At 68.8% G+C, this 20813-nt stretch carries 17 protein-coding genes and 2 pseudogenes; 9 read left to right on the forward strand and 10 right to left on the reverse strand.

From position 1 onward, the window contains the following. Window positions 1–8: 8 nt before the first annotated feature. From VT85_RS12955 to VT85_RS27615, 7 genes are all read right to left on the reverse strand, one after another. Window positions 9–3473: an FG-GAP-like repeat-containing protein gene (locus VT85_RS12955; protein WP_068415698.1), complete on the reverse strand. Its 3465-nt coding sequence runs from the start codon at window positions 3471–3473 to the stop codon at window positions 9–11. Further along, entirely contained in the window at window positions 3470–4222 is a 753-nt protein-coding gene (locus VT85_RS12960; protein ID WP_082858980.1) for an ABC transporter ATP-binding protein, read from the reverse strand. Before VT85_RS12960 ends, VT85_RS12955 begins: the two co-directional genes overlap by 4 nt. A gap of 86 nt (window positions 4223–4308) precedes the next feature. Further along, window positions 4309–5274, reverse strand: coding sequence for an ABC transporter permease (locus tag VT85_RS12965; protein ID WP_197490642.1), 966 nt, complete (start codon window positions 5272–5274; stop codon window positions 4309–4311). A 134-nt stretch (window positions 5275–5408) separates the two neighbouring features. Beyond that, complete coding sequence (locus VT85_RS12970) at window positions 5409–6608, reverse strand: ABC transporter substrate-binding protein (RefSeq protein ID WP_068415704.1); 1200 nt, start codon at window positions 6606–6608, stop codon at window positions 5409–5411. A gap of 138 nt (window positions 6609–6746) precedes the next feature. Continuing rightward, window positions 6747–6980: a hypothetical protein gene (locus VT85_RS12975; RefSeq protein WP_068415707.1), complete on the reverse strand. Its 234-nt coding sequence runs from the start codon at window positions 6978–6980 to the stop codon at window positions 6747–6749. A gap of 48 nt (window positions 6981–7028) precedes the next feature. After that, window positions 7029–8438 carry an APC family permease gene (locus VT85_RS12980; RefSeq protein WP_068415710.1) on the reverse strand — a complete coding sequence of 470 codons (1410 nt, stop codon included), beginning with the start codon at window positions 8436–8438 and terminating at the stop codon, window positions 7029–7031. 1373 nt (window positions 8439–9811) lie between these two features. Next, window positions 9812–10324 carry a hypothetical protein gene (locus tag VT85_RS27615; protein WP_156512846.1) on the reverse strand — a complete coding sequence of 171 codons (513 nt, stop codon included), beginning with the start codon at window positions 10322–10324 and terminating at the stop codon, window positions 9812–9814. Between the two features lie 506 nt (window positions 10325–10830). Here VT85_RS27615 and VT85_RS12990 point away from each other — a divergent pair. The 3 genes and pseudogenes from VT85_RS12990 to VT85_RS13000 all read left to right on the forward strand — a co-directional run bounded on the left by VT85_RS12990 (window position 10831) and on the right by VT85_RS13000 (window position 14958). Continuing rightward, complete coding sequence (locus VT85_RS12990) at window positions 10831–11376, forward strand: transposase (RefSeq protein WP_082858575.1); 546 nt, start codon at window positions 10831–10833, stop codon at window positions 11374–11376. 681 nt (window positions 11377–12057) lie between these two features. Further along, window positions 12058–13379: pseudogene (tnpC, locus tag VT85_RS12995) on the forward strand (IS66 family transposase). A gap of 231 nt (window positions 13380–13610) precedes the next feature. Further along, window positions 13611–14958 (forward strand): annotated as a pseudogene (locus VT85_RS13000) (IS701 family transposase). Here the strand turns inward: VT85_RS13000 and VT85_RS13005 are convergent. Together VT85_RS13005 and VT85_RS13010 are read right to left on the reverse strand one after the other, a co-directional pair. After that, entirely contained in the window at window positions 14944–15789 is an 846-nt protein-coding gene (locus VT85_RS13005) for an IS5 family transposase (RefSeq protein WP_068415722.1), read from the reverse strand. The pseudogene VT85_RS13000 and the gene VT85_RS13005 overlap by 15 nt on opposite strands. A 45-nt stretch (window positions 15790–15834) precedes the next feature. Next, the gene (locus VT85_RS13010; protein WP_068415725.1) at window positions 15835–16296 is read right to left on the reverse strand and encodes a hypothetical protein; all 462 of its coding nucleotides are present in this window, start codon (window positions 16294–16296) and stop codon (window positions 15835–15837) included. A 217-nt stretch (window positions 16297–16513) separates the two neighbouring features. Between VT85_RS13010 and VT85_RS28490 the strand changes: the two genes are divergently transcribed. The 6 genes from VT85_RS28490 to VT85_RS27620 all read left to right on the forward strand — a co-directional run bounded on the left by VT85_RS28490 (window position 16514) and on the right by VT85_RS27620 (window position 19716). Then, window positions 16514–16996 (forward strand): hypothetical protein, encoded by a 483-nt coding sequence (locus VT85_RS28490; protein WP_068415727.1) that lies wholly within the window; start codon window positions 16514–16516, stop codon window positions 16994–16996. Next, window positions 16993–17682 (forward strand): class I SAM-dependent methyltransferase, encoded by a 690-nt coding sequence (locus VT85_RS13020; RefSeq protein ID WP_197490645.1) that lies wholly within the window; start codon window positions 16993–16995, stop codon window positions 17680–17682. The genes VT85_RS28490 and VT85_RS13020 overlap by 4 nt, the downstream gene beginning before the upstream one ends. Window positions 17683–17840: 158 nt before the next feature. Next, a complete protein-coding gene (locus VT85_RS13025; RefSeq protein ID WP_068415730.1) occupies window positions 17841–18800 on the forward strand; it encodes an AAA family ATPase in 960 nt (319 codons plus the stop codon). Window positions 18801–18815: 15 nt separating this feature from the next. Next, window positions 18816–19331 (forward strand): RNA ligase family protein, encoded by a 516-nt coding sequence (locus tag VT85_RS13030; RefSeq protein ID WP_231871369.1) that lies wholly within the window; start codon window positions 18816–18818, stop codon window positions 19329–19331. Between the two features lie 23 nt (window positions 19332–19354). Beyond that, window positions 19355–19555, forward strand: coding sequence for a hypothetical protein (locus tag VT85_RS29160; RefSeq protein WP_231871370.1), 201 nt, complete (start codon window positions 19355–19357; stop codon window positions 19553–19555). Next, window positions 19552–19716 carry a hypothetical protein gene (locus tag VT85_RS27620; RefSeq protein WP_156512848.1) on the forward strand — a complete coding sequence of 55 codons (165 nt, stop codon included), beginning with the start codon at window positions 19552–19554 and terminating at the stop codon, window positions 19714–19716. Before VT85_RS29160 ends, VT85_RS27620 begins: the two co-directional genes overlap by 4 nt. A gap of 379 nt (window positions 19717–20095) precedes the next feature. Here the strand turns inward: VT85_RS27620 and VT85_RS13040 are convergent, their stop codons facing one another. Beyond that, complete coding sequence (locus VT85_RS13040; protein WP_068415737.1) at window positions 20096–20788, reverse strand: response regulator; 693 nt, start codon at window positions 20786–20788, stop codon at window positions 20096–20098. Window positions 20789–20813 lie beyond the last annotated feature (25 nt).

Raw genomic sequence — 20813 nt, forward strand, 5'->3', positions numbered from 1 at the left:
CCGATCGGTCAAGGAATCGCGCCCGTCCGAGGCCTGAGCCCCTCGCGGAAGACGTGGGGGGTGACGAAACGCGTGTGGTACCGCTCCCAATCCTCCCGATGCGCCCGATGGATGGGGTCGTCTTCCAGCTCTCCCGGCGGCTCGTCGTACGCCGGCCGCGCGTGCGAAGGCAGCGGGAGGACCGTCTTCGAGAACGCGGTGTTGTAATCTCCGTCCTTGTTCCAGCCGTCGCCGATGAGCACGAAATCACGCCGCCAACCCGGAGGGGGCGGGTCGGGGGCGGGGAAGCGGAGGGCCAGTTCGTCGCCGGCGTTCACGATCATGTAGCGGTCGTCCACGCGTTCCAGCAACTCTCGCACGTCGCCGAAGCGTGTATAGAAGCCGGCGAGATCGTTCCAACGCTGGCCGGCACTCGTCACTATATCGTACCGGGGCGTCTCCGGCGAGCTTTGGTCGGCCTGCGTCATCAACGAGTAGCCCCTCCACCGCAGGTCGGCCGAGGTCGGCGCAAGCCGTTTCGACTTCAGGACGGCCGGGTCCGCATAGGACGCGACCGAGAGCGCGTCCCAGAAGACCTCCAGGTTGGTCCGGAGCCGCAGCTTCCGAGGAGCCCCGGGCTGGAACACGCCGTCCAGATCGATGAGGATCGTCTTGGACTTGCCGGCCGGGAAGCCCAGGTCGTCGCGGACGACGGCCCAGTCGCCGGCGGCCGTGGGAGCCTCGAGCGAGAGGCCCTTCGGCGGCTCGTGCCGCCCCTGTCCCAGGGCCACGTTGATCGAGCTGTCGGTCGGGTGGATCCACCCCTCCGCGACCAGAACGAGCTTGCGATCGCCCGGCGGGGCTTCGCCCAGATCGACCTCGACCCAGTGGTCGCGAGTCACCCCTTGATAGAACCCGCGACCGAAGGTGTCGAGATAGCGGCCGTCGCGGGCGCGGACGACGTCCGTCACGTCCCGGCCCTGATCGTCGACGGCCGACGCGACGGCGACGGGCCGGTCGGTGACGCGAACTTCCAACGTCGGCGGCTTGCGCGCAAACCGCTCGTCGATGTGGATCTCGGTCTCTTCGGGATGGTCGACCACCATCAAGGAGATGTGATCCCAGTAGTGGGTCTCCCAAAGTTCGGCGGTCACCCGGACGTCGTATTCGCCCTCCCGAGCCGCGAGCTGGTCGCCGCGGATCTTGATCCGATCCTCCGTCTGGCTCACGCCGGCGGTGTCTTGCGCGTTGATGCGTAGGCCCAGCGGCGAGCGCCAGAGGAAGTCGGTGACGAACCGGACCTCCTCCCCGTCGAAGGCGTAGACGAAGGGGCAGGACCCTTTCAGGCGCTGCTCCGCGACGATCGTGCGATTCGCCTCCACGTCGAACTCGGCCTGGGACGTCCCGTTCGGCCAGACCACGCGGGCGACGTCCGCACGCGCGTGTGTCCCGAGCCCGAAGTGGACGACCGGGCCCGCGACGACCTGGGTCCGCACGAGCAAGCCCGCTCGCACTTGCACCTCGCCGCCGACGCCGAAGGAGTTGATCCGGCCGTCGCCGACGGCCTTCGCGGCCCTGGGAAGGATCGCCTGCCAGGCGTAGTCCGCCGTCCCACGCCCCAGGGCCCGGGCCGACCGTCCCTCGTCCGCGAGGCCGGCCAGGTCGATCCGGCCGTCGCCGTCGAGGTCGGCGGCTGCGAGGGGCCGCAGCGACGGGGGCCCATCCAAAACTACAAAACCGCCGGCCCCGTCCTCCAGCCAGATAAGCGTCGAGCCCGGGCCCGACGCGACCATGTCCATGCCCCCGTTGTTGTCCAGGTCCGCGATCAGCAGCCGGGCGCTACCAGGGTCGGCCGCGGCGACACCCGCGCGGGGGGCGGCCTCGACGAGGTCCCACCCCGCCCCGTCGTCGCGGTCCGACAGGCGGAGGACGGACGACGGGCCGAGCAGGGCCAGGTCGATCGCCCCCAGGCCGTCCAGGTCGGCCACGGCCAGGGCGGAGACGTCCGCCAGCCCGTCCGGGAGCGTGCGGGCCTGGAACCGCCCGGCTCGTTCGTTGTCGAGCACGTGCAGTCGCCCCCGCGCGTCGAGCAAGGCGGCGTCGGGGTCGCCGTCGCCGTCGAGGTCCGCCCAGGCGAAGTCGCGGAGGTCGGCGACCGAATCGAACGGGCGGATCGTCTCGAATCCGCCGTCGCCCCCGTTGCGGAGCACCAGCGTCGGTCCGGATCGCAGGCCGACGACGAAGTCGACGTCCCCGTCCAGCTCGACGTCGGCGGCCCAGACGCCGTAAGCGTCGGCGTCTCGGACGTCGGGGGCCAGGTGGGCGGCCTCCGAGACGTCGACGAACGAGCCGTCGTCCTCGCCGCGGAGGATCCGCACGCCCCCCGGCCCGGCCAGCACGAGGTCGACGCGGTAGTCCGAATTCCAGTCGGCCGCAACCACCGCGTGCGGCGACGGCGCCCCTCCCTCCCCGCCGGGGAAAGGCGCGACGACGCCTGAACCGTCGGCCTTCCGCAATTCGCGGCCGTCGGCCTCGAGGACCGTCGCCGGGCCGCCTTCGGGATCGGGGAGCAGGAAAACGGCGTCCGACTTCGCGCCGCCGGTGCTCGGCGCGACCTCGAAGGCGGTCGAGCGATCCGGCGGCGCCGAGGCCGTCGGGGCCTGCGGGAGGCGCAGGAACGCGTGGAGCGGCTCGCCGACCGTGCCGGTCGGCAGCGTGAGGGCGTCGAGGCTTCGGCGGAAGTCCGGAGTCGTCACCAGGACGTTCCTGAGCATGAGGCCCCGGGTGGTCGCCAGGCGCAGGTTCCCGTCGGCGACCGCCTGCTTGAGGGACTCATACTGCTCGCGGGCCCGCGAGGGCCACGCCCCTGACGGCCCCTCAAGGCGGTCGACGACGCCTTTCATCGCCTCGACGTCGCCGAGTTTCGCGGCGACGCGAGCCCGGTCGATCAGGGCCGCGAGGTTGTCCGGGGCGACTTCGAGGATCGCGTCCAGCTCGCGAGCGGCCCCGTCGGCGTCGTCCCCCTGGCGTTCGTACTCCTGGGCGAGCGAGTACCGCGACCGGAGGTCCTTCGGGTCGTTCAGGACCGCATGCTTCAGGTGGTCGAGGGCCAGCTCGAACTCGCCTCGCCGCTGCTCCAGCAGGGCGAGCAGCCGGTCGACCGCGCCGCTGTCGGGGGCGAGGGCCCGGGCTTTCTGGAGCGCCTCCGCCGCCTGGTCGAGCTCGCCGAGACGGATCTGGGCCAGCGCGAGGTTCGCCCAGGCCGCCGGCTCCTCGGGGACCAGCCTGACGGCGCGCGTCAGCGCATCCCGCGCGATCGGATTGGCCTCAGTGTCCAGCGCGGCGACCCCGGTCGAGAACGCCGAGACCATCTCCTCGTAACGCGGCGTCCCCGGCCCGGGGAGACCACCTCGGCGCGACGCGATCCAGGCGACGAGTGGGAGTAGGACGATGACGAGCGCGAGGCCGGCCGCCCATGCCTTGCGACGGCTCATGGCCTCTCTCCGCCGCCCGCCGCCACGCTTCCGGTGGCGTGCGAGACGCCGGACGGAACGCCGTCGGCGAAGTGGAGCATCTCCAGGATCTCCGCGCGGAGTTCCAGGAATCGGGGGTGGTTCCGCTGCCGCGGCCGTTCCAGGGGGACGTGGATCTCACGCTCGATCCGGCCCGGACGCGGGCTCACGACGACGATTCGGTCGCACATGTAGATGGCCTCGTCGATGTCGTGCGTCACGAGGACCGTGGTCGTCCTGCGCGCTTGCCAGATACGGATCACCTCGTCCTGCATCTTCATGCGGGTGAACTGATCCAGCGCGCCGAGCGGCTCGTCCAGCAGCAACACCTTCGGATGATTGATGAGCGCCCGGGCGAGGGCCGCACGCTGGGCCATCCCCCCGGAGAGTTGGTGGGGGTAAGCGTCCGCGAAAGCCTCCAGCCCCACCAGCCTCAGGTATTCATCGACTTCGCCGCGACGTCGGCGAAGTACGCCCCGCGCCACCAGCCCCGATTCTATGTTACGGCGGACGCTCTTCCAGGGGAACAAGCTCGGATCCTGGAACATCAGCCCTCGCTCCGCGCCGGGGCCTTCGATCGGCTGGGCGCCGACGCGAAGCGTCCCGGACGTCGGGCGCTCGAGCCCGGCGATCATCCTCAGCAGGGTGGACTTGCCGCAACCGCTGGGCCCGATCAGCGCCACCATCTCGCCCGCGGAGACCGTGAGCGTCAGTCCCTCGATCGCCGTCATCCTCGACCCGTCCTCCTTGCGAAACGTCTTGCCGACGTCTCGCAGGTGGAGTGACGAATCACCCGATTGCGTCAGCTCCGAATCGATCACCACCGTAGCACGCCTTTCTGCCAGCCGAGCGCCGAGTCGCGGATTCGAAACAGCGCCGTCATCAGCCCCGAGAAGAACATCGCCATGATCGCCAGGGCCGCGTAGACGTGGGCGTATTCCAGATAGCCCTGCTTCCACTTGAGGTACCACCCCAAACCCGCCGACACCCCCAGGGTCTCGGCGACGATCAACGTCAGGAAGGCGGACCCCAGCCCCATGAACAGGCCCAGGAAGATGCTGGGCAGCGAGGCGGGCAGGGCCACCCTGAATATGAGGTACGCCCGACCCGCCCCCAGCGTGCGGGCGACGTCGAGGTAGGCCATCGGGACGTTGGCGACGCCCGAACTGGTCAGCATGGTCACGGGGAACCAGACCGCGAGTGCGATCAGGGCGGCCCCCGATAGGAACGCGTTGGGGAACATGACCATGGCGAGGGGGACGTAGGCCGTCGCCGGGATCGGCCCCACCACCTTGAGGATCGGCATGCCCCAGTAGCGGGCCGCCCGAAACCATCCGATCAGGACGCCGCAGACGAGGCCGGCCGCCACCCCCATCGCGTAACCCGACAAGAGGAGGCGGAGGGAATGATAGGTGCTCAGGGCGAGCGGGGCGGCGTCCTCCCGCATCGCGGCGAGCACCTGATTGGGACCCGGGAAGAAGGGTTGCGGCAGCCAACCTCGCTTGAGCGTCGCGAGATCCCAAAGCGCGAGCAGGACGAAGCCCCCCGCCGCGAGGGGACCCCGATATCGACACCAGGCCCCAAACCGCCCCCGCGTCCACTGGAGCCCTGCCATGATCAGCGAAACCGCCAGCAACGCCGACAGGAGCCCGGCGTAGAGCCGGCTCGGCGGGGCTATCTGCCTGTCCGGGAGGAGCAAATGGACCAGCAACGCCAGGAGAGCGGCACCGGGCGGCGCGAGGGCCGCAACCAGGTGGGGCGGTCCCCCGCCGGGGTCGCCCACGCCCTCCACAGCCACGTCGTCGGAGGGGCCGGCCCCCTCGCGAACAGATTCGATCGCAGGTGATCCGAATGCCATCGTTTCCTCGGTTCGTCGGATCCTTGGATCCACGCCGCGGCGAGCCGCCGCGCCGCCGGTTAGTCGTTGTCGCGCGGCCCGCAGAGGTCGGGATCCGCCATCCCTTCACAGCCCATGCAGAAGAGGGAGCGGAGGTCCTTCTCGCCGGCGAGGAGAGACGCGATCTCGGGACCGGTCAAGACGGGCGGTCGACCGCCCCCCGCGACCTGCTCGATCTGAAGGCCCGCGATCCAGTCGTCCGAGACGCCTTCGAGGTCCAGCCACGCCCGTGCGGCGAGTTCGGCCGGATCGGTCGCCGAGTTGAGGAGGCCGGCGGACTTCATCTCTCGGGCCGCCATGCCGAGGCTCTCGCGACATTGCGCCACCGCCGGCATGAACTTGAGCTTGCCGATGGCCTGGGCGTTCAACTCGGCCGAGGAGGCGACGTATTTCTTGTCCACCGCCAGCCCGGCCGCGGCGGTCGGGTTCGTCTCCACCCAGAGCGCGCCCTTGAGGAGGGCTCGCGTGACCTTCGCGGCGCCGCTCGGATTGCTCGCGGCGAACTTGCCGCTGAGGACCGTCGCGCAGCAGTACTCATCGCGATAAGGTTCGTCGACCGCCTGATCGGCGACGGTGCGGATTCCGGCCTGCGCCGTCAGGATGGAGCCCAGCGGCTCGGACGTCGCGACGGCGTCGACCTGGCCTTTCTCCACCGAGAGGCTCATCACCTCCGGGGCGACCACGACCCACTCGACGTCCGTTCTCGGGTCGAGCCCCTGAGCGGCCAGGGCTCGGCTGGCGAAGAGGAACGGCGGGCTTCCCATCGTGGGGATGCCGATCTTTTTCCCCTTCAGATCGGCCGCCGAGGCGACGCTCGATTTCGGGCCCACCTGCAGACGCAGGCACCCGGAGTGGACCCCGCCCGTGATCTTGACGTCCAGCCCCTGCTCGATCGGCTTGAGCAGGTACATGATGAGCGTGTAGTTGGCGTCGAACTTGCCCAGGCCGAGTCCGTCGCGGAGCCCGTCCCAGTCCGTCTTCACGAACTCGACGTCCAAACCTTCCTGCTCGAAGAATCCCTTTTCCTGGGCGACGAACATCGCCGCCTCGCAGGTCAGCCCTAGGTATCCGATCTTCACCTTGGTGGGCCCGCCCGACGTCGCGACCGGCGGCGACGACGCATCGCCCCCGCATCCGGCGGCGAGCAGGGCGAGTCCGACGCAAGCGAGGCAGGCCGACGGCGAAAGTCGGCTCAGGCGGGAACGGGTCCGATTCTGCATCACGAAATCTCCTGTCGTGGCGGTCTCTGCGGGTTCGACCCAGTCCGGGCGATCGACACCCGAAGCGAATGCTAACGGGCCGCTGGTCCTGCTCACCTCCCGGATCGGCGGGGGGCGGACTTTGCCGCCCCCGGGCCTTCACTTACTGAGGATCTGCTTCTGGTTCGCGAGGATTTCGCGCTGGTTCGAAAGGATCTCGCGCAATTCCGCCGCCAGCCCCTCCTGATTACCCAGGATGTGAGCCTGGTTGCTCTGGATCGTCGCCTGGTTGGCCGCGAGCCTGTCCAGCTTCGACTGGTTCTTCTCGATGGTTATCTGATTGGAGAGGATGGATTCTTGATTGCTGATCACCGAGTCGCCGTCGAATGCCATGGTAGTCACTCCCGGGGAAAGATGCGTCGGGAACACGGACTTCAAAGCTCACTCAGCGACCGACCCCGGTCCTCGCGTCGAGGTTTCGGGGGCGACGGACGGTGATACCGAGGGGACTTCCTTCGCGAACGGCGCCGAAGAGCCTCGCACGAAGTACTCGTGGATCGGGACGCCCACGGCGACGATGGCCATGCCGATTCCCGATCGGATCGGGTCCGCTGCAACCTGCATCGCGAGGACGACGGCCGCGGGCACGATGAAGCCCAGGGGCGTCAGCGGATATCCGGGGATGCGCCCGTGCCAGGATGTTGCAGTCGGGATATAGACGGTGACGACCGTCAGGGCCAGGAAGGCGACCGTGACGGCCATGAAGTAGGACAGGATCTGACCGAAGGAGCCGGTCGCCACGAGGACGGACGCCACGACCGCCTGTATCGCCGTAGCGCGGGCGGGCGTGCCGAACCTCGGGTGAATCGCACCCAGCGCGGCCGGGAAGAGGCCGTCGCGGGCCATCGCGTAGTAGACCCTGGGAGCCGCCATCAGGAGGCCGGCCAGGCTTCCCAAGGCCGAAAGGATCACGATCGACGAGAAGACCCCGCCTCCGGCCGCGCCGAAGAGGGCCTTTCCCGCCTGGGCGGCGAATCCCTGGGACGTGTCGACCCGCTCCAGCGGCACGAGACGCCAGAAGACCGCGCTAACCATGATGTACACGACCGTGACGACCACCACGCCCAGGAGGAGGGCCCGAGGGAGCGTCCGGTCGGGATCTCGGACCTCACCGGCCAGCTTGCTCGCGTCCCACCACCCCGCAAGGGAGAAGAACGCAGCTAGCAGCCCTCCCGCCATCGCCTGACCGAGCGGCGCGGCGTCTGACGGCCGGGTCGCGAACGGGCGGAAGTTGGACCAGGAACCGGGCCCGAACCCGAAGCCCCAGACCGCGATGATGACGAGCAGGCCTAGCTTCAGGGCCGACATCCCCTGCATGAACCCGGAGCCGATCCGGAGGCCCACCATGTTGACGCCGGCCAGCGCGAGGATCGAACCGATCGCGACGAGCTTCAGGGCGAATGGCGAGAGGGCCACCAGCGAACCGACGTAGGTCGCCATGCCCGCGGCCATCAGGGCCGTGATCCCAGGATCGGTGACCAGGAGCGATACCCAGCCATACTGGAACGCGACCCGCGACCCGAATGCCCGGCGGAGGTACATGTAGGCCCCCCCGTCCTGCGGATATCGGGCTGCCAGAGCGCCGAAGCATAGCGCTCCGCAGATCGAAATGCCCCCCGCAGCGGTCCATGCGGCAAGAAGCCAGAACGGTGAGGCGAGCGATTTGGCCATCTCCGACGGGGTCAGAAAGATCCCAATCCCTACGACCTCGCCGACGACGACCGCCGTCGCCGCGAGCAGGCCTAAGTGCCGGGGCAACGCGTCCGGGGCGTCGCCGTCGCCAGGGCTCATGAGCGACCTCCCTCGCGACAGGACGCCCGGCGGCGCCCGACGACGCCGAACGGCCGATTCCTGTTGCGGAGATCGCGGGAGGCCGCTGCGTCCCCGCCTTGAAGAGGGGCGGGGCCTTGGCTCCGGGAGGCCCCGGGGGGCACGTTCCTGTTGGAAAACATGGGCCAGCAACTTCCTGCTTGGTGTCGGAGATTCGCGCCGGGCGGCCGATCCCGGTCGAAGCCGGTCAGGTGGCGAGCGTCGGCGCTTGAATTCCGGTCGGTCGTCCAGAGCCAGGTCTCTTGGGATCCGCCGTGGTCGTCGCGCCGACGTCTCGATCGACTGCGAAGGCCACGGCGAGCCGCATCACGTCATCAATCACACAGCCGCCTTTTGCCTCATCGATTCGCCGTGTCAACCGGCCGTCGCGAGGGATCGGGCGGCCACGACCAGGGGAGAGGACCTCGCCTTCGCCGCAAATCCGACGATGCTTCGCCGGGGCCGCTCCCCTTCACGGCGCGATGCCACCAGAAGCTCAGTCGTCGGCAGGGGCCGACAGGACGTGTCCGCGCGTCGCGGCTCGACCGGAGGACAGGCCGAACGCATGAGCGCATCATCCTCGGCGAGCTTCAGCGGCACGGCGTCACACGCCGAAACCACGACCACTCAGCCGAAGCGACGGCGGCATCCCATGGCTGATGGGTGCAAAATTCTTGAGTCCAGGTCGGACGACCAGGATCCGGACGGTGATCGCGCCACGTGGGAACGCAGGCGGACGATGCGATCCGGAGTCGCCTCGGATTCAAGGCGACTGGGCGGTCATCCGGCAGGCGAGATGCGAGGAGGGTGAAACACACGGTCGTTCGAGGGCTGCGGCCTCGACGCGGAACCGTCGTTCCGACCTGGCGAGGAGTCCCTTGGGGGATCCTGGGAGGGCGGGGTGGCGAGGATCCATTCGCCCTGGACGTATTGCGACGTCAATGAAGAAGGGATCGGCGGGAGCCCGGACTTCGACGAGCACGACGGGCCCGAGCAGTCCTTCGGCGGGCGCACAGGGAGCGAGTGCGGTCCCGACGAGTATTCTGAACCTCCCTCGGTATCCAATCCGGCGACCGACCGGAGCTCGTTGAGATGATCCGATGCGTGCGGGCGATCCATGCCGCGCGTCGCGCATCGCGCCCGTGCCGAAGCCGGCGCGAACAAGACCGCGACCAAAAGGCCCAGGGCCATACTGGTGAGATGTCGTCGCATGCGGCTCGGAATGAAAGAGTACGACACTCGAGAAGCCTGTCCGTCCGACCCACAAACCGAGGGGAGGCGATCTGTGACATCCAAGCAAGGCGGCAAGACACAGTCAACTTGATCTAAGTAGCGAGCATATACGACACATACTTTTAGGACAAGGGGGGACCTTCGGCGCAGGGCCGGCAGCAACTAACTTGTTGATGCGGCAAGGACTTGCGTGAGGTGATCGTCGCTTCAGGCGCGGCAGCGTCGCCTCCTGGAGACGCTCTTCCGGTCGAGGACTTGTTCAGCAGCGAGAGGCCGAAGCAGATCAGCCCGGCCATGTTCTCGCCCGATCGCTTCTCGCTGATGCGGGATTCGTACCCGCGGAAGGTCTCGTCGACGGTCCAGTGGCAGCCGTGCTCCATCCCCCAATACGATCGGATCTCGTGGGCGAACGCCTTCGCGTTCGACTCTACCGGCAGGCTGCTGATGTCACGCCAGACCTCGCCGGCGGTCCTGCCGTTGCGTGATCTGCTCCCCGGAAACTGGACCACCTGAAGTGGTAGAATCCGCCCCAGGGGGGGAGCGGATTCGATGCGCAAGAGCCGATTCAGCGAGTCCCAAATCGTCGCCGTCATCAAGCCGGTGGGATGGCCGTCGGCCAAGTCTGCCGCGATCACGGCAACATTGGAGAACACCTTCTAGCGGTGGAAGCGTCGATACGGCGGCATGGGCCTCCCCGAACTGCGGCGGTAGCGGCAGCTCGAGCAGGAGAACGCCCGGCTGAAGCGCCTCCTGGCCGCGCGGGGCCTGGAGGTTAACGCCCTCCGGGAGCTGTTCGCAAAAAAATACTGACCGTGGCCGACTGCAGGGATGCGGTCGCCACCCTGTTGCTCAAGGGCGTCCCCAAGCGGAGGGCCTGCCAGATCCTGCGCCGCAGCCGATCCAGCCTCTGGCGTGCGACGCCGGCGACGCCACCCGCGAGCAGGTCGCCGCCCGCTTCTCGGTCGGCGTCGCCTGGATCCGCAAGCGGATGCGGCGGCGTCGCGAGACCGGCTCGATCGGGCCCAGGCCGCACGGCGGCGGCCTCGCCCGGGCGTTCGACGCTGAGGCCGAACGCCGGCTCCGCGAGGCGGTCCGACGATGACGCCACGCTCGCCGAACTCGCCCGGGCCGCCGGCGTCTCGTGCCGCGTCTCGGCGGTGCATCGGGCCCTGAAGCGTCCGGGGGCCGCTCGCGAGAAAAGTCGCGGCGGGCGTCCGAGCAGGACCGTCCCGAGCCGACGGCCGAGCGGGCCGCCTGGCGCGACGAGTTCGCGGGGGTCGATCCGGCTCGGCCGGTCTTCATCGACGAGACGGGCGCGAGCACGGCCATGGACCGGACGCACGGCCGAGCCCCCGGCGGCGCACGGGTCGACGGCCCGGCGCCGCACGGCCGCTGGAAGGTCGTCGCGCTCGCGGAGGCCGTCCGCCCGGGCGGCGTGGGGGCCCGCCGAGCCTTGGACGGAGCGACCGACTCGGCCGCGTTCGAGACCTACGTCGAGCGACGCCCGGCCCCGACGCCGAGGCCCGGCGACGTCGTGATCCTCGACGACTGGCCGTGCCGCAAGACGGCCGAGGCCGCCCGACCGATCGCCGCGGCCGGGGCCGAACCGCGCTTCCTGCCGCCGTACGGCCCCGACCTGAATCCGATCGAGCGGATGTCCTCCGAGCTCAAGGCCTGGCTGCGGTAGGTGAAAACACGGGCGGGCGACGGCCTGATCGGGGCGATGGGCGACGCCCTGCAGAGGCTTGGGCTGGTTCCGCAATGGCGGATCTCACGCTCGGTGATCAAGCGATACATCCGACGAGAAACCGATCCAACGCATACCGCCCAAACGAGAGGATGGCGGCGCGGGCGAAGTCCCATAATCACCAACGAAAATCGGCCCGGACGCCAAGAATCTGACGGGGTTCAAGGGGTCGAGCCGACCATTCTGACACAGTAATTGATGCAAGAGCGGCCAGAATAAATGCGGGCTTGAAGCAATCTCTTGCCATTATTGGATTTAAAAAATGGACGGCATTGGATTTGAACGAATGACTTCCGCCGTGCGAGGATGGCGCGATTGCTTGATATCGAATCGCAAAGATATGCTGAAACGAGACTTATGGATTATATATGGAATGCATTTCGTTGCAATCGGGCGGACTTCGAGGTGGGATTGCAACAGCCAATTGCAACAAGGCTGTCCCAGGGAAGTCCACCTCATGGGCCTGTCCGGCCTCATGTCCTGGGTAGCCGTTCACGGGCCGAGACTTGACTGGCGTCCGGCGGTTTGAGCATCATTCGAACCCTGAATCGACCGGGGTGCATACCGCAGGCGACGTGGGACGTGATCCCACCGGAGGCGCAGGCCGTCTTGGCGGTCGCGATCGCGGCCTTCGAGGTCCAGATCGCCGATCTGAAGGCGAGCCTGAAGCAGGACTCGTCGGACTCGTCGCGGCCGCCGTCGAGCGACCCGCCGCACCTGAAGCCGGCGCCGCCGCGGAAGCCTTCGGGACGCAGGCGCGGCGGGCGGCCGGGGCGTCGGCGCAACGACCGCATCCGGCTGGATGCCGTCGACGTCGTCGACGCCAGGCCCGACCGCTGCCGACGCTGCGGCGAGGCCCTCGAGCCGCTCGCCCGCCAGGTCTGCGAGGTCCCCGCCGTTCGGCCGCACGTCGTCGAGCATCGCCTGCATGGGCTGACGTGCCCGCGATGCGGGGCGTCGACCTGCGGCGCCCCGCCGGACAGGGCCGGGGTCGGCTACGGGCCACAGACGCAGGCCGTCTGCGCGGCGCTCGCGGGCGAGAACCGGCTGAGCAAGCGACGCGTCGCCCGCGCGATGAAGGGGCTCTACGGCCTGCCGATCGGCCCGACGTCGGTCTTCGAACTGGAGCGTCGCACGGCCGAGGCCCCGGCCCCGATCCACGCCGAGGTCCTCGAGCATATCCGCGGACTCGACGCCAACGTCGACGAGACGAGCTGGCCGCAAGGCCGCGAGCGAGGCTGGCTCTGGACCGCCGCGACCACGAGGCTGGCCGCCTTCCTGGTCGCGGCGAGCCGCAGCTGCGACGCCTTCGCCGAGCTGATGGGCCGGTCGCCGCCGGGGGTGGTGACGTCGGACCGGTACTCGGCCTACGCGCACCTGGCGGCCGAGCGACGCCAGGCCTGCCGGGCCCACCCGATCCGCGATTTCCGGGCGATGGTCGACCACGACGACGCCGGCTCGGCGATCGGCGAGGAGTTGCTCATGCATTCCGGCGTCCTGTTCGACGCCTGGTCGAAGGTCCGCGTCGGCGAGTCCTCGCGGCCCGCGTTCGCGGCCGAGACCCTGCCGTGGCTGCGACGCGAAGTTCGGGACCTGCTGGAAGCCGGCGTGAAGTGGGACGCCGAGAAGACGGCGGCGAGCTGCCGCGAGGCCCTCAAGATCGAGCCGTCGCTCTGGACGTTCGCGACGGTCGAGGGCGTCGAGCCGACGAACAACGACGCCGAACGGGGGCTGCGTCAGGCCGTCTGCTGGCGCAAGACGAGCTTCGGCGCCGACTCGGAGGGCGGCAGCCGGTTCGCGGCAGCCGGTTCGTTGAACGGATCCTCACCGCCGTCGAATCCTGCCGCCGCCAATCCCGCGACCTGCTCGACTTCCTCGTTGAAGCGGTCGAAGCCCACCGCTCAGGCAGCGGCCCACCCTCGCTCATCCTCGACGGGGCGTGAGCGGTTACTGTCCTGGGATTCGAAGCGCCGCCGCTGGTGGAAGCACAAGTCGGGCTGGAAGAGGTTCGTCGTCTCCTGCCGTCAACTGGCCGCATGGGCGGGCGAACCGGTCCCCGAGACGAAGGAGGGGAGCTACCTCGTCGCCAACCTTTGGTGGCGGGCGAGGCTCGCCTAGTACACAGTCGCGCTTCATTCTGAGGTAGTCTGGGGCTTCCATCAAGGAGGCTCCGAATGCCGACCGCCGACGTCGCGGCCGCCTGGCCGGAACGATTCGAGGAGGTGACCGAACGGCTCGCCCCGCGGTTCGGCCGCAAGGACCTCCGGTGGCGGGCCGAATCATACATGCGGGGCCTCCTGGGCCGGGTCGATCGCAAGAACTCGTGGCAGCTGGCCGAGGCCCTCGGAGACGCCACGCCGCACGGCGTCCAGCGCCTCCTGGGCCGCGCCCGCTGGGACGCCGACGCCGTCCGCGACGACCTCCGCGGCTACGTCGTCGAACGCCTCGGCGAGGCCGACGGCGTCCTGATCGTCGACGAGACCGGCTTCCTCAAGAAGGGGACCAAGTCGGTCGGCGTGCAGCGGCAGTATTCCGGCACGGCCGGGCGGATCGAGAACTGCCAGGTCGGCGTCTTCCTCGCCTACCGCACGGGCCGCGGGGCCGCCTTCCTGGATCGGGCGTTGTACCTGCCGAAGTCGTGGGCCGGCGACGCGGCCCGCCGCCGCGAGGCCGGCGTCCCGGAGGGGGTCGCCTTCGCGACCAAGCCCGAGCAGGCCCGGGCCATGCTGCGTCGCGCCCTGAAGGCCGGCGTGCCGGCCGCCTGGGTCACGGCCGACGAGGTCTACGGCTCCGACTACAAGTTCCGCAGCCTGGTCGAGCAGGCGGGGCTCGGCTACGTCGTCGCCGTCTCCTCGGCCCAACGGCTGTTCCTCGGCGGCTTCTACGGCCGGGCCGACGCCCTGGCCGCCGGGCTGCCGGCGGACGATTGGCTCCGCCTCAGCTGCGGGGCCGGCTCGAAGGGGCAGAGGCTCTACGACTGGGCCTTCGTCGAGTTCGCCTTCCAGTCCGACGGGGCGTGGACCAAGGGCCTGCTGGTCCGCCGCTCGATCGCCGAGCCCCACGAGCGGGCGTACTACCTCTGCCGGGGTCGGAAGGGGACGACCGTGGAGGGGCTGGCCCGCGTGGCGGGCTGTCGCTGGGCCATCGAATCGGCCTTCGAGCAGGCGAAGCAGGAAGTCGGCCTGGACGGCTACGAGGTGCGGAGCTGGGCCGGCTGGCATCGCCACGTGACCTTGTCGCTGCTGGCGCACGCCTTCCTGGAGGCCCTGCGGGCCGAGGCGGGCCCGCCGCCCCCAAAAAGAGGACGAAGAGGCGTTTCGCCGAGCTGATCCCGCTGACGGTCCCCGAAGTCCGTCGCCTGCTCACGCGTCCGGTCTGGCCGGTCGCCCGCGACGCGGACCATTGGCTGGACTGGTCGCAGTGGCGACGCCGCCACCAGGCCGAGGCCATGCGATGCCACTACCGGAGCCGCGGCCATTCGCCGTAAGGCAAAGCGCAACTGTAATTCTAGGTTCTGTCTGACGGCTCGATGAGCCGGAAGCAACGGCGGATCATGGCGAGCTTGACCATGGCCAGGAAGTTGACCGCGAGCTTCTCGAACCGGGTCGCCAGGCGGCGGTTCTCCTTCAGCCAGAGGATGCACCGCTCGACGATGTTTCGTCGGCGGTAGGCCCCGGCGTCGAACTTCGGGTTCCTCCGCTGGTCCTTGCGGGTCGGGATCACCGCCTTGATCCCCCGCCGTCGCAGGTAGCGGCGGATGCGCCGATAGCTATACCCCTTGTCGCCGGCCAGGCGGCGGGGCCGCCGTCGCGGCCGGCCCCGGCCCGGCCGCTTGATCCGCACCGCCTCCAGGGCCGGCTCCAGGGACTTCGATTCGTGGGCCCGGCCCGCCGTGACGACGGCCGAGAGCGGGACGCCGCCGGAGTCGACGACCAGGTGGAGCTTCGTCCCGAAGCCGCCGCGGGAGCGGCCGAGGGCGTGGTCGGCCGGCTCGGCCGTCCCCCTTTTCCCCCCGGCCCCGGCGGCCGCGCGGCTCGCCCGGATGGAGGTCCCGTCGACGCACCAGAGGTCGAAGTCGATCCGCCCCGAGGCGTCCAGCTCCAGGTGGAGCCGCTCCAGGATTCGGTCGATGGTCCCGTCTCGGGCCCAGCGGTTGAAGCGGTCGTAGACGCTCTTCCACTTCCCGTAACGCTCCGGGAGCTCCCGCCACTGGGCCCCCGTGTGGAGGATCCAGAGGACGCCGTCGAGGGTCGTCCGGTGGTCGTTCCAGCGACCCCCCGGCCTCCCGACCGGCGGCAGAAGGTCGGCGATCAGGGTGAATTCCTCATCCTTCAACTCGTAGCGACGCGTCATCGCGGCCTCCTTGGGGAAGCCGCCATGGTAACGCTCTACGAGCCGTCAGACAGAACCTAGATCGAGGCGCAGCAACCGCCCCGTCCATACTCCGACATCTTGACTCAATTGGAGCGGCGACGGGACTGGGCGAGGCGACACGGCGTCGCCGAGGAGGCCGAACGACTGTCCGAGGCGATCGCCTCCTTGCAAGAGACTCGTGAGGGCGACCTTGGCCCTGGCGACTCGGTCGTCAGGGACTTCTTCCTCGGGTCGGCGACCGCCGGGCACATATGGAGTGACCGCCTGGAACGTGACCGTCCGGAGCCCGTGCCGGACGATCGCACCGTCGCCGGTCGGCTCCGAAACTGGTTCGAGGGGCTCGACCTCAAGCTCCAGACGAGCGACATGACGCCCTCCCGCCTCGACAACGTCAAGGCGGCCCTCGCCCACTCCGATACCTGCGTCGGCAAGGGGATGCTCGCCGAGCGGATCGACGGCGTCGTCGTCGAAAATTTCTACAAGCATCTCCTCGGCCAGGTCACCAGACGTCGCAAGAACCCAGACGAGGGATTGTCCGCCGAGTACGCCAAAACGGTCTTCAGCCTGGCCTGCCAGTTCGTCCGCTGGCTGTGGTCGAAGGAAGTGATTGCCCTCCCTCGCAACACCGACAGTCGGTCGTTCAAGTTCAAGTCGGCCCCCAAGGCGATCGTCACAGCGGAGCAAGACCGAGGACCGGCAGGACGTGCCGACCGTGGATTACAAGCTGTGGCCGCACACGTTCGACCTGCTCAAGAAGCACGACTCCGGGCGGGAGACGGGCCTCTTGACTCGATCGGGCGGCCTCTGGGCCTGGGAAGAGCGAGGCGAGGACGGCAAGACGCGCTCTTCCGACAACATCGCCAGCAACTTCAACCGGCTCCGAGGAAAACTGGGCATGGCCAAGTCCCTCGACAAACTCCGCAAGACCTCGGGGACGAAGCTCGAAAGCAGCCGAGAATATGGTCGCTGCAAGAGCCACTTCCTCGGACACTCGCCCCGCACCGTCGCCGACAAGCACAACGCCGCCCCGTCCCGCAAACCGTTCGACGAGATCCTCGAATGGCTCGGGGGCCAGTACGGCCCCGCCGTCTCGGGACGGTCGGCCCGACCCAGCGGCGGCGCAGTCGCTCAAGCAGGCTCCTCGATCGAGAACGACGCCGCCGAGCGGAGCCCTCAATCGAAGTGAACCTCCTCGCCGACGACGAACTGGAGCGATCGGCGGTCGTCGCCAACTGCCGGATGAACCGGGAGCGGGAACTCGTCGGCTCCAATGGCTACGAGAAGGAAGTCGGTTTCAACCCGCTCGAATTTCTGCGGCAGCGGACCGCCTCGGGGCGAGGGACGGCCTGGCTGGACCTCTGCTGCAGCTCGGGCAAGGCGCTGATCCAGACGGCGGAAGTTATCCTCGCCGAGGGATTGCAAGTGGCGATCGTCGGCGTCGACCTCCTCGGCATGTTTCATCGGTACGACCACGACCCGATGAATCTGCGCCTGATCGAAGCCTCGCTGCGGACCTGGCGGCCCGACCGGAGCTTCGACCTGATCGCCTGCGTCCACGGCCTGCACTACGTCGGCGACAAGCTCGGCCTGATCGCCCGTGCCGCCTCCTGGCTGACCGGGGACGGCCTGTTCGTGGCGAGCCTGGATCTCCACAACGTGAAGATCGCCGATGGCAAGCCGTTGGGGCGACGGATCGCTGCTGACCTTCGGCGGGGCGGCCTGGAGTACGATCGCAGGCGGAGGCTGGTGAGCTGCCGGGGCGGTCGGGCTGTGGACCTGCCCTATCGCTACCTGGGGGCGGACGACCGAGCCGGGCCGAACTACACCGGCCAGCCCGCCGTGGATTCGTACTATGCGATGACCGGAAAGTGACCTCGACGCTGAACCGCCGGGGATGAGCCGGCCCGTCGATCCTGCGACGTGAGAGTACGAGTCCGGGGTTCGCCGAGAACCGGATCGGCACCGTCGGGGAACGGAACCCCCCGCCACGTCGGTGGGCGGCGATCGTCCCTTCCCCGGAGTCGAGCCGCATGTCCCAATCGATCAGTCTCGCAGCCGCCGTGGCCGACGCCACCACGCTGACCGAGGCGGGGTACGTCGGCGAGGACGTGGAGACGATTCTCCACAAGCTCCTGCTCGCCGCCGGCATGGACGTGCAGGTCGCCCAGCGTGGCATCGTCTACATCGACAAGCTCGGCGGCGGCCGGGTCCACGGGGCGAAGGACATGCGGCGGGGCGTCCAGCACGCCCTGCTGAAGATGATCGAGGGAACCGTGGCCCACGTCCCGCCGAACGGCGGCTACAAGGCCGTCGGGGAGACTTGCGTCCCCCTCGACACGACGAACGTCCTGTTCCTCTGCGGTGGGGCGTTCGTCGGCCTGGACGAGGTAGTCGCTCGCCGACTCGGGCGGAGGGCGTTCGGGTCCGATCAGGCGGGCTCGGCCGTCGGGGACGAGGGGACGAATCCGCTCCGCCGGGTCTCGCCCGAGGATGTCGAGGGCTTCGGGCTGATCCCCGAGTTGATCGGCCGCCTGCCGGTGATCGCCACGCTCGACGCCCTGGGCGTGGACGACCTCGTGCGTATTCTCCGGGGGCCGAAGGAGTCGCTGATCGATCAGTATCGGAAGCTCCTCATATACCGCCAGGCCCGCCTGGACTTCACTGATGGGGCGGTCCGGGCGATCGCCGAGCTGGCCCACGAGCGAGGGACGGACGCTCGTGGGCTGCGGGCGATCGTCGAGCGGGTGCTGAATGAGGCAGGTCCTCTACGACCCCGAGCCCTGGGTGAGTTACACGATCACCGAGGAGACCGTCCGGGGCGGGGTCGTCGATGTCTTCCGGTTCTCCGACATGCTCGACGACGAGGCTCCACCGTTGCGGCATCGGATGATCGGGCGGGCGAGGTGACGAAGTTCATCGGCGGTGTCGTGAACAGCCGGGCCGTCGGCGATGTCTACGCCCGATCGGGCCTGCGGCGAACCGGAGCATGAGTTGCGGCGACGGCGATGGGGCGGTCATTCGTCGAGTTCGTGAAGTACCCGAGGACGCCCCACCTCTTCGGCTCCCGAGGGACCGACGACGACAAGCATCTGAGTGACGCCGAATCGGCCCGGTTCCTCGCCGACGGATCGCTGATCGTCGAGGAGAAGCTCGACGGCACCAACGTCGGCGTCCACTTCTCGGCCGACGGAGCGATGGCGCTCCAGTGTCGGGGCCACCTGATCACCGAGGGGATGCACCCGCAGTACGATCTCCTCAAGCAGTGGGCCGCCGTGAAACGGCCCGTCCTGGAGACGATGCTGGGAGACCAGTTCATCCTTTTCGGCGAATGGGTTTATGCGAGGCATTCCGTCCTCTACAAACGCCTGCCGCACTACTTCTTCGAGTTCGACGTGTACGACAAACGGGCCGGGGCGTTCCTCGATCTGGAACGTAGGCTGACGCTGTTGGATGGGACCGGGCTCTCGACGGTGCCGGTGGTCCATGGGGGGGGCTGGGGCGAGATCAGCTCTCGGACTTGATCGGGCCGTCCCGATTCGACGCCGTGTTCGAGAACCCGCTCACCGGCCGCACCGACGCCCTGATGGAGGGCCTCTATCTGCGGACCGAGGCCGGCGGCGTCGGCTCGGGCCGGGCCAAGTTCGTCCGGCCCGAGTTCGTCGAGAAGATCAAGCAAAGCGAGCACTGGCAGCACCGGGCGATGGTCCCCAACCGCCTGGACGACGCGGCGGACATCTGGTCATGAACTGGCGTGAGATCCGAACGTCATCGCACGACGAGATCCTGGCGTGGGCCGCCGAGCAGCCGTGGGCACTGGCGATGTCCGCCTGCGCCCAGGATCGGGGTTGGCACGCCGAGGGGGACGTGTGGACCCACACGAAGATGGCCTGCGCCGAGTCGTCGTAGTTCGACGAACGGTCCTCGTTGGGCGACCACGAACGGACGGTCCTCCTCTTCATGGCGCTCCTGCACGACGCCGGCAAGCCGCTCACGTCGCAGGTCGATCCGATGACGGGGCGGGTCACGTCGCTCAAGCACGCCGTGCGGGGGGGAGGCGCCTGGCCCGGTCGGTCCTACGGGATCTCGGCTGCGAACCGGCGACCCGTGAGGAGGTCACCCGGATGGTCCGCCTCCACGGCCGCCCGGCCTTCCTGCTGGAGTAGCCCGAGGTCGCCTCGCTCTCTCGGCTCGTGAGCGACCGTCACCTCTACCACAATCCTGACCCCGGTGGAGGCAGCCTTGTTCGCCGGCTTATCTGAGGCGATTCGACAGGACCAGCGGTCGATCACTCCGCTGCGAATCGATAGCCGACGCCCTGCTCGGTGGCGATGTAACGGGAGCGGGCCGGATCGTCGCCCAGCTTCCGCCGCAGGCCCGCCACGAAGACCCGGAGGTAGTGCGTCTCCTGTGACGCCTGCGGCCCCCAGACTTCACGGAGCAGGAATCGGTGGGTGAGCACTTTGCCCGGATGTTTCATGAGCGTGACGAGCAGCTTGTATTCGATGGGGGTCAGGGCGATCCGTTCCTCGCCCTCGAGAACCTGCCTCGCCGAGAGATCGACTCGGAGGTCGCCGATCGAAAGGACCGAGGATTCCGTTCGGGCGGGGTGAGCGTGCCGCATCGCCGTGCGGATGCGGGCGAGCAACTCGCCGATGCCGAAGGGCTTGGTCAGGTAGTCGTCGGCGCCCTCGTCGAGCGCCCGGACCTTCTGCGTCTCCTGGTCCCTGGCGGAGAGGATGAGGATCGGGGCGGTGAGCCATTCCCGGAGCCGTAGGATGACCTCCTGGCCGTCGATGTCCGGCAGCCCGAGGTCGAGGATCACGAGGTCGGGCGGCTGCCGGGCGGCGAGCTTCACGCCCGACTCGCCCGACTCGGCCTCGACGATCCCGTAGCCCTCGGCGGTGAGGGAGGCACGCAGGAAGCGCCGGATGGGAAGCTCGTCGTCGATGATCAGGATCAGGTGGCTTCCTTCGGGCACGGGCGTCTTCCTCCGTCTCGGTCGT

This window comes from Planctomyces sp. SH-PL62, assembly GCF_001610895.1.
GTDB lineage: Bacteria > Planctomycetota > Planctomycetia > Isosphaerales > Isosphaeraceae > Paludisphaera.

What these genes read in the sequence shown, in the direction of transcription:
- VT85_RS12955 (WP_068415698.1), bottom strand. Translation starts at nt 3,473, where the DNA reads ATGAGCCGTCGCAAGGCATGGGCGGCCGGCCTCGCGCTCGTCATCGTC.
- VT85_RS12960 (WP_082858980.1), bottom strand. Translation starts at nt 4,222, where the DNA reads ATGACGGCGATCGAGGGACTGACGCTCACGGTCTCCGCGGGCGAGATG.
- VT85_RS12970 (WP_068415704.1), bottom strand. Translation starts at nt 6,608, where the DNA reads ATGCAGAATCGGACCCGTTCCCGCCTGAGCCGACTTTCGCCGTCGGCC.
- VT85_RS12975 (WP_068415707.1), bottom strand. Translation starts at nt 6,980, where the DNA reads ATGGCATTCGACGGCGACTCGGTGATCAGCAATCAAGAATCCATCCTC.
- VT85_RS12980 (WP_068415710.1), bottom strand. Translation starts at nt 8,438, where the DNA reads ATGAGCCCTGGCGACGGCGACGCCCCGGACGCGTTGCCCCGGCACTTA.
- VT85_RS13005 (WP_068415722.1), bottom strand. Translation starts at nt 15,789, where the DNA reads ATGACGCGTCGCTACGAGTTGAAGGATGAGGAATTCACCCTGATCGCC.
- VT85_RS13010 (WP_068415725.1), bottom strand. Translation starts at nt 16,296, where the DNA reads ATGCTTGTAGAAATTTTCGACGACGACGCCGTCGATCCGCTCGGCGAG.
- VT85_RS13025 (WP_068415730.1), top strand. Translation starts at nt 17,841, where the DNA reads ATGTCCCAATCGATCAGTCTCGCAGCCGCCGTGGCCGACGCCACCACG.
- VT85_RS13030 (WP_231871369.1), top strand. Translation starts at nt 18,816, where the DNA reads ATGGGGCGGTCATTCGTCGAGTTCGTGAAGTACCCGAGGACGCCCCAC.
- VT85_RS27620 (WP_156512848.1), top strand. Translation starts at nt 19,552, where the DNA reads ATGAACTGGCGTGAGATCCGAACGTCATCGCACGACGAGATCCTGGCG.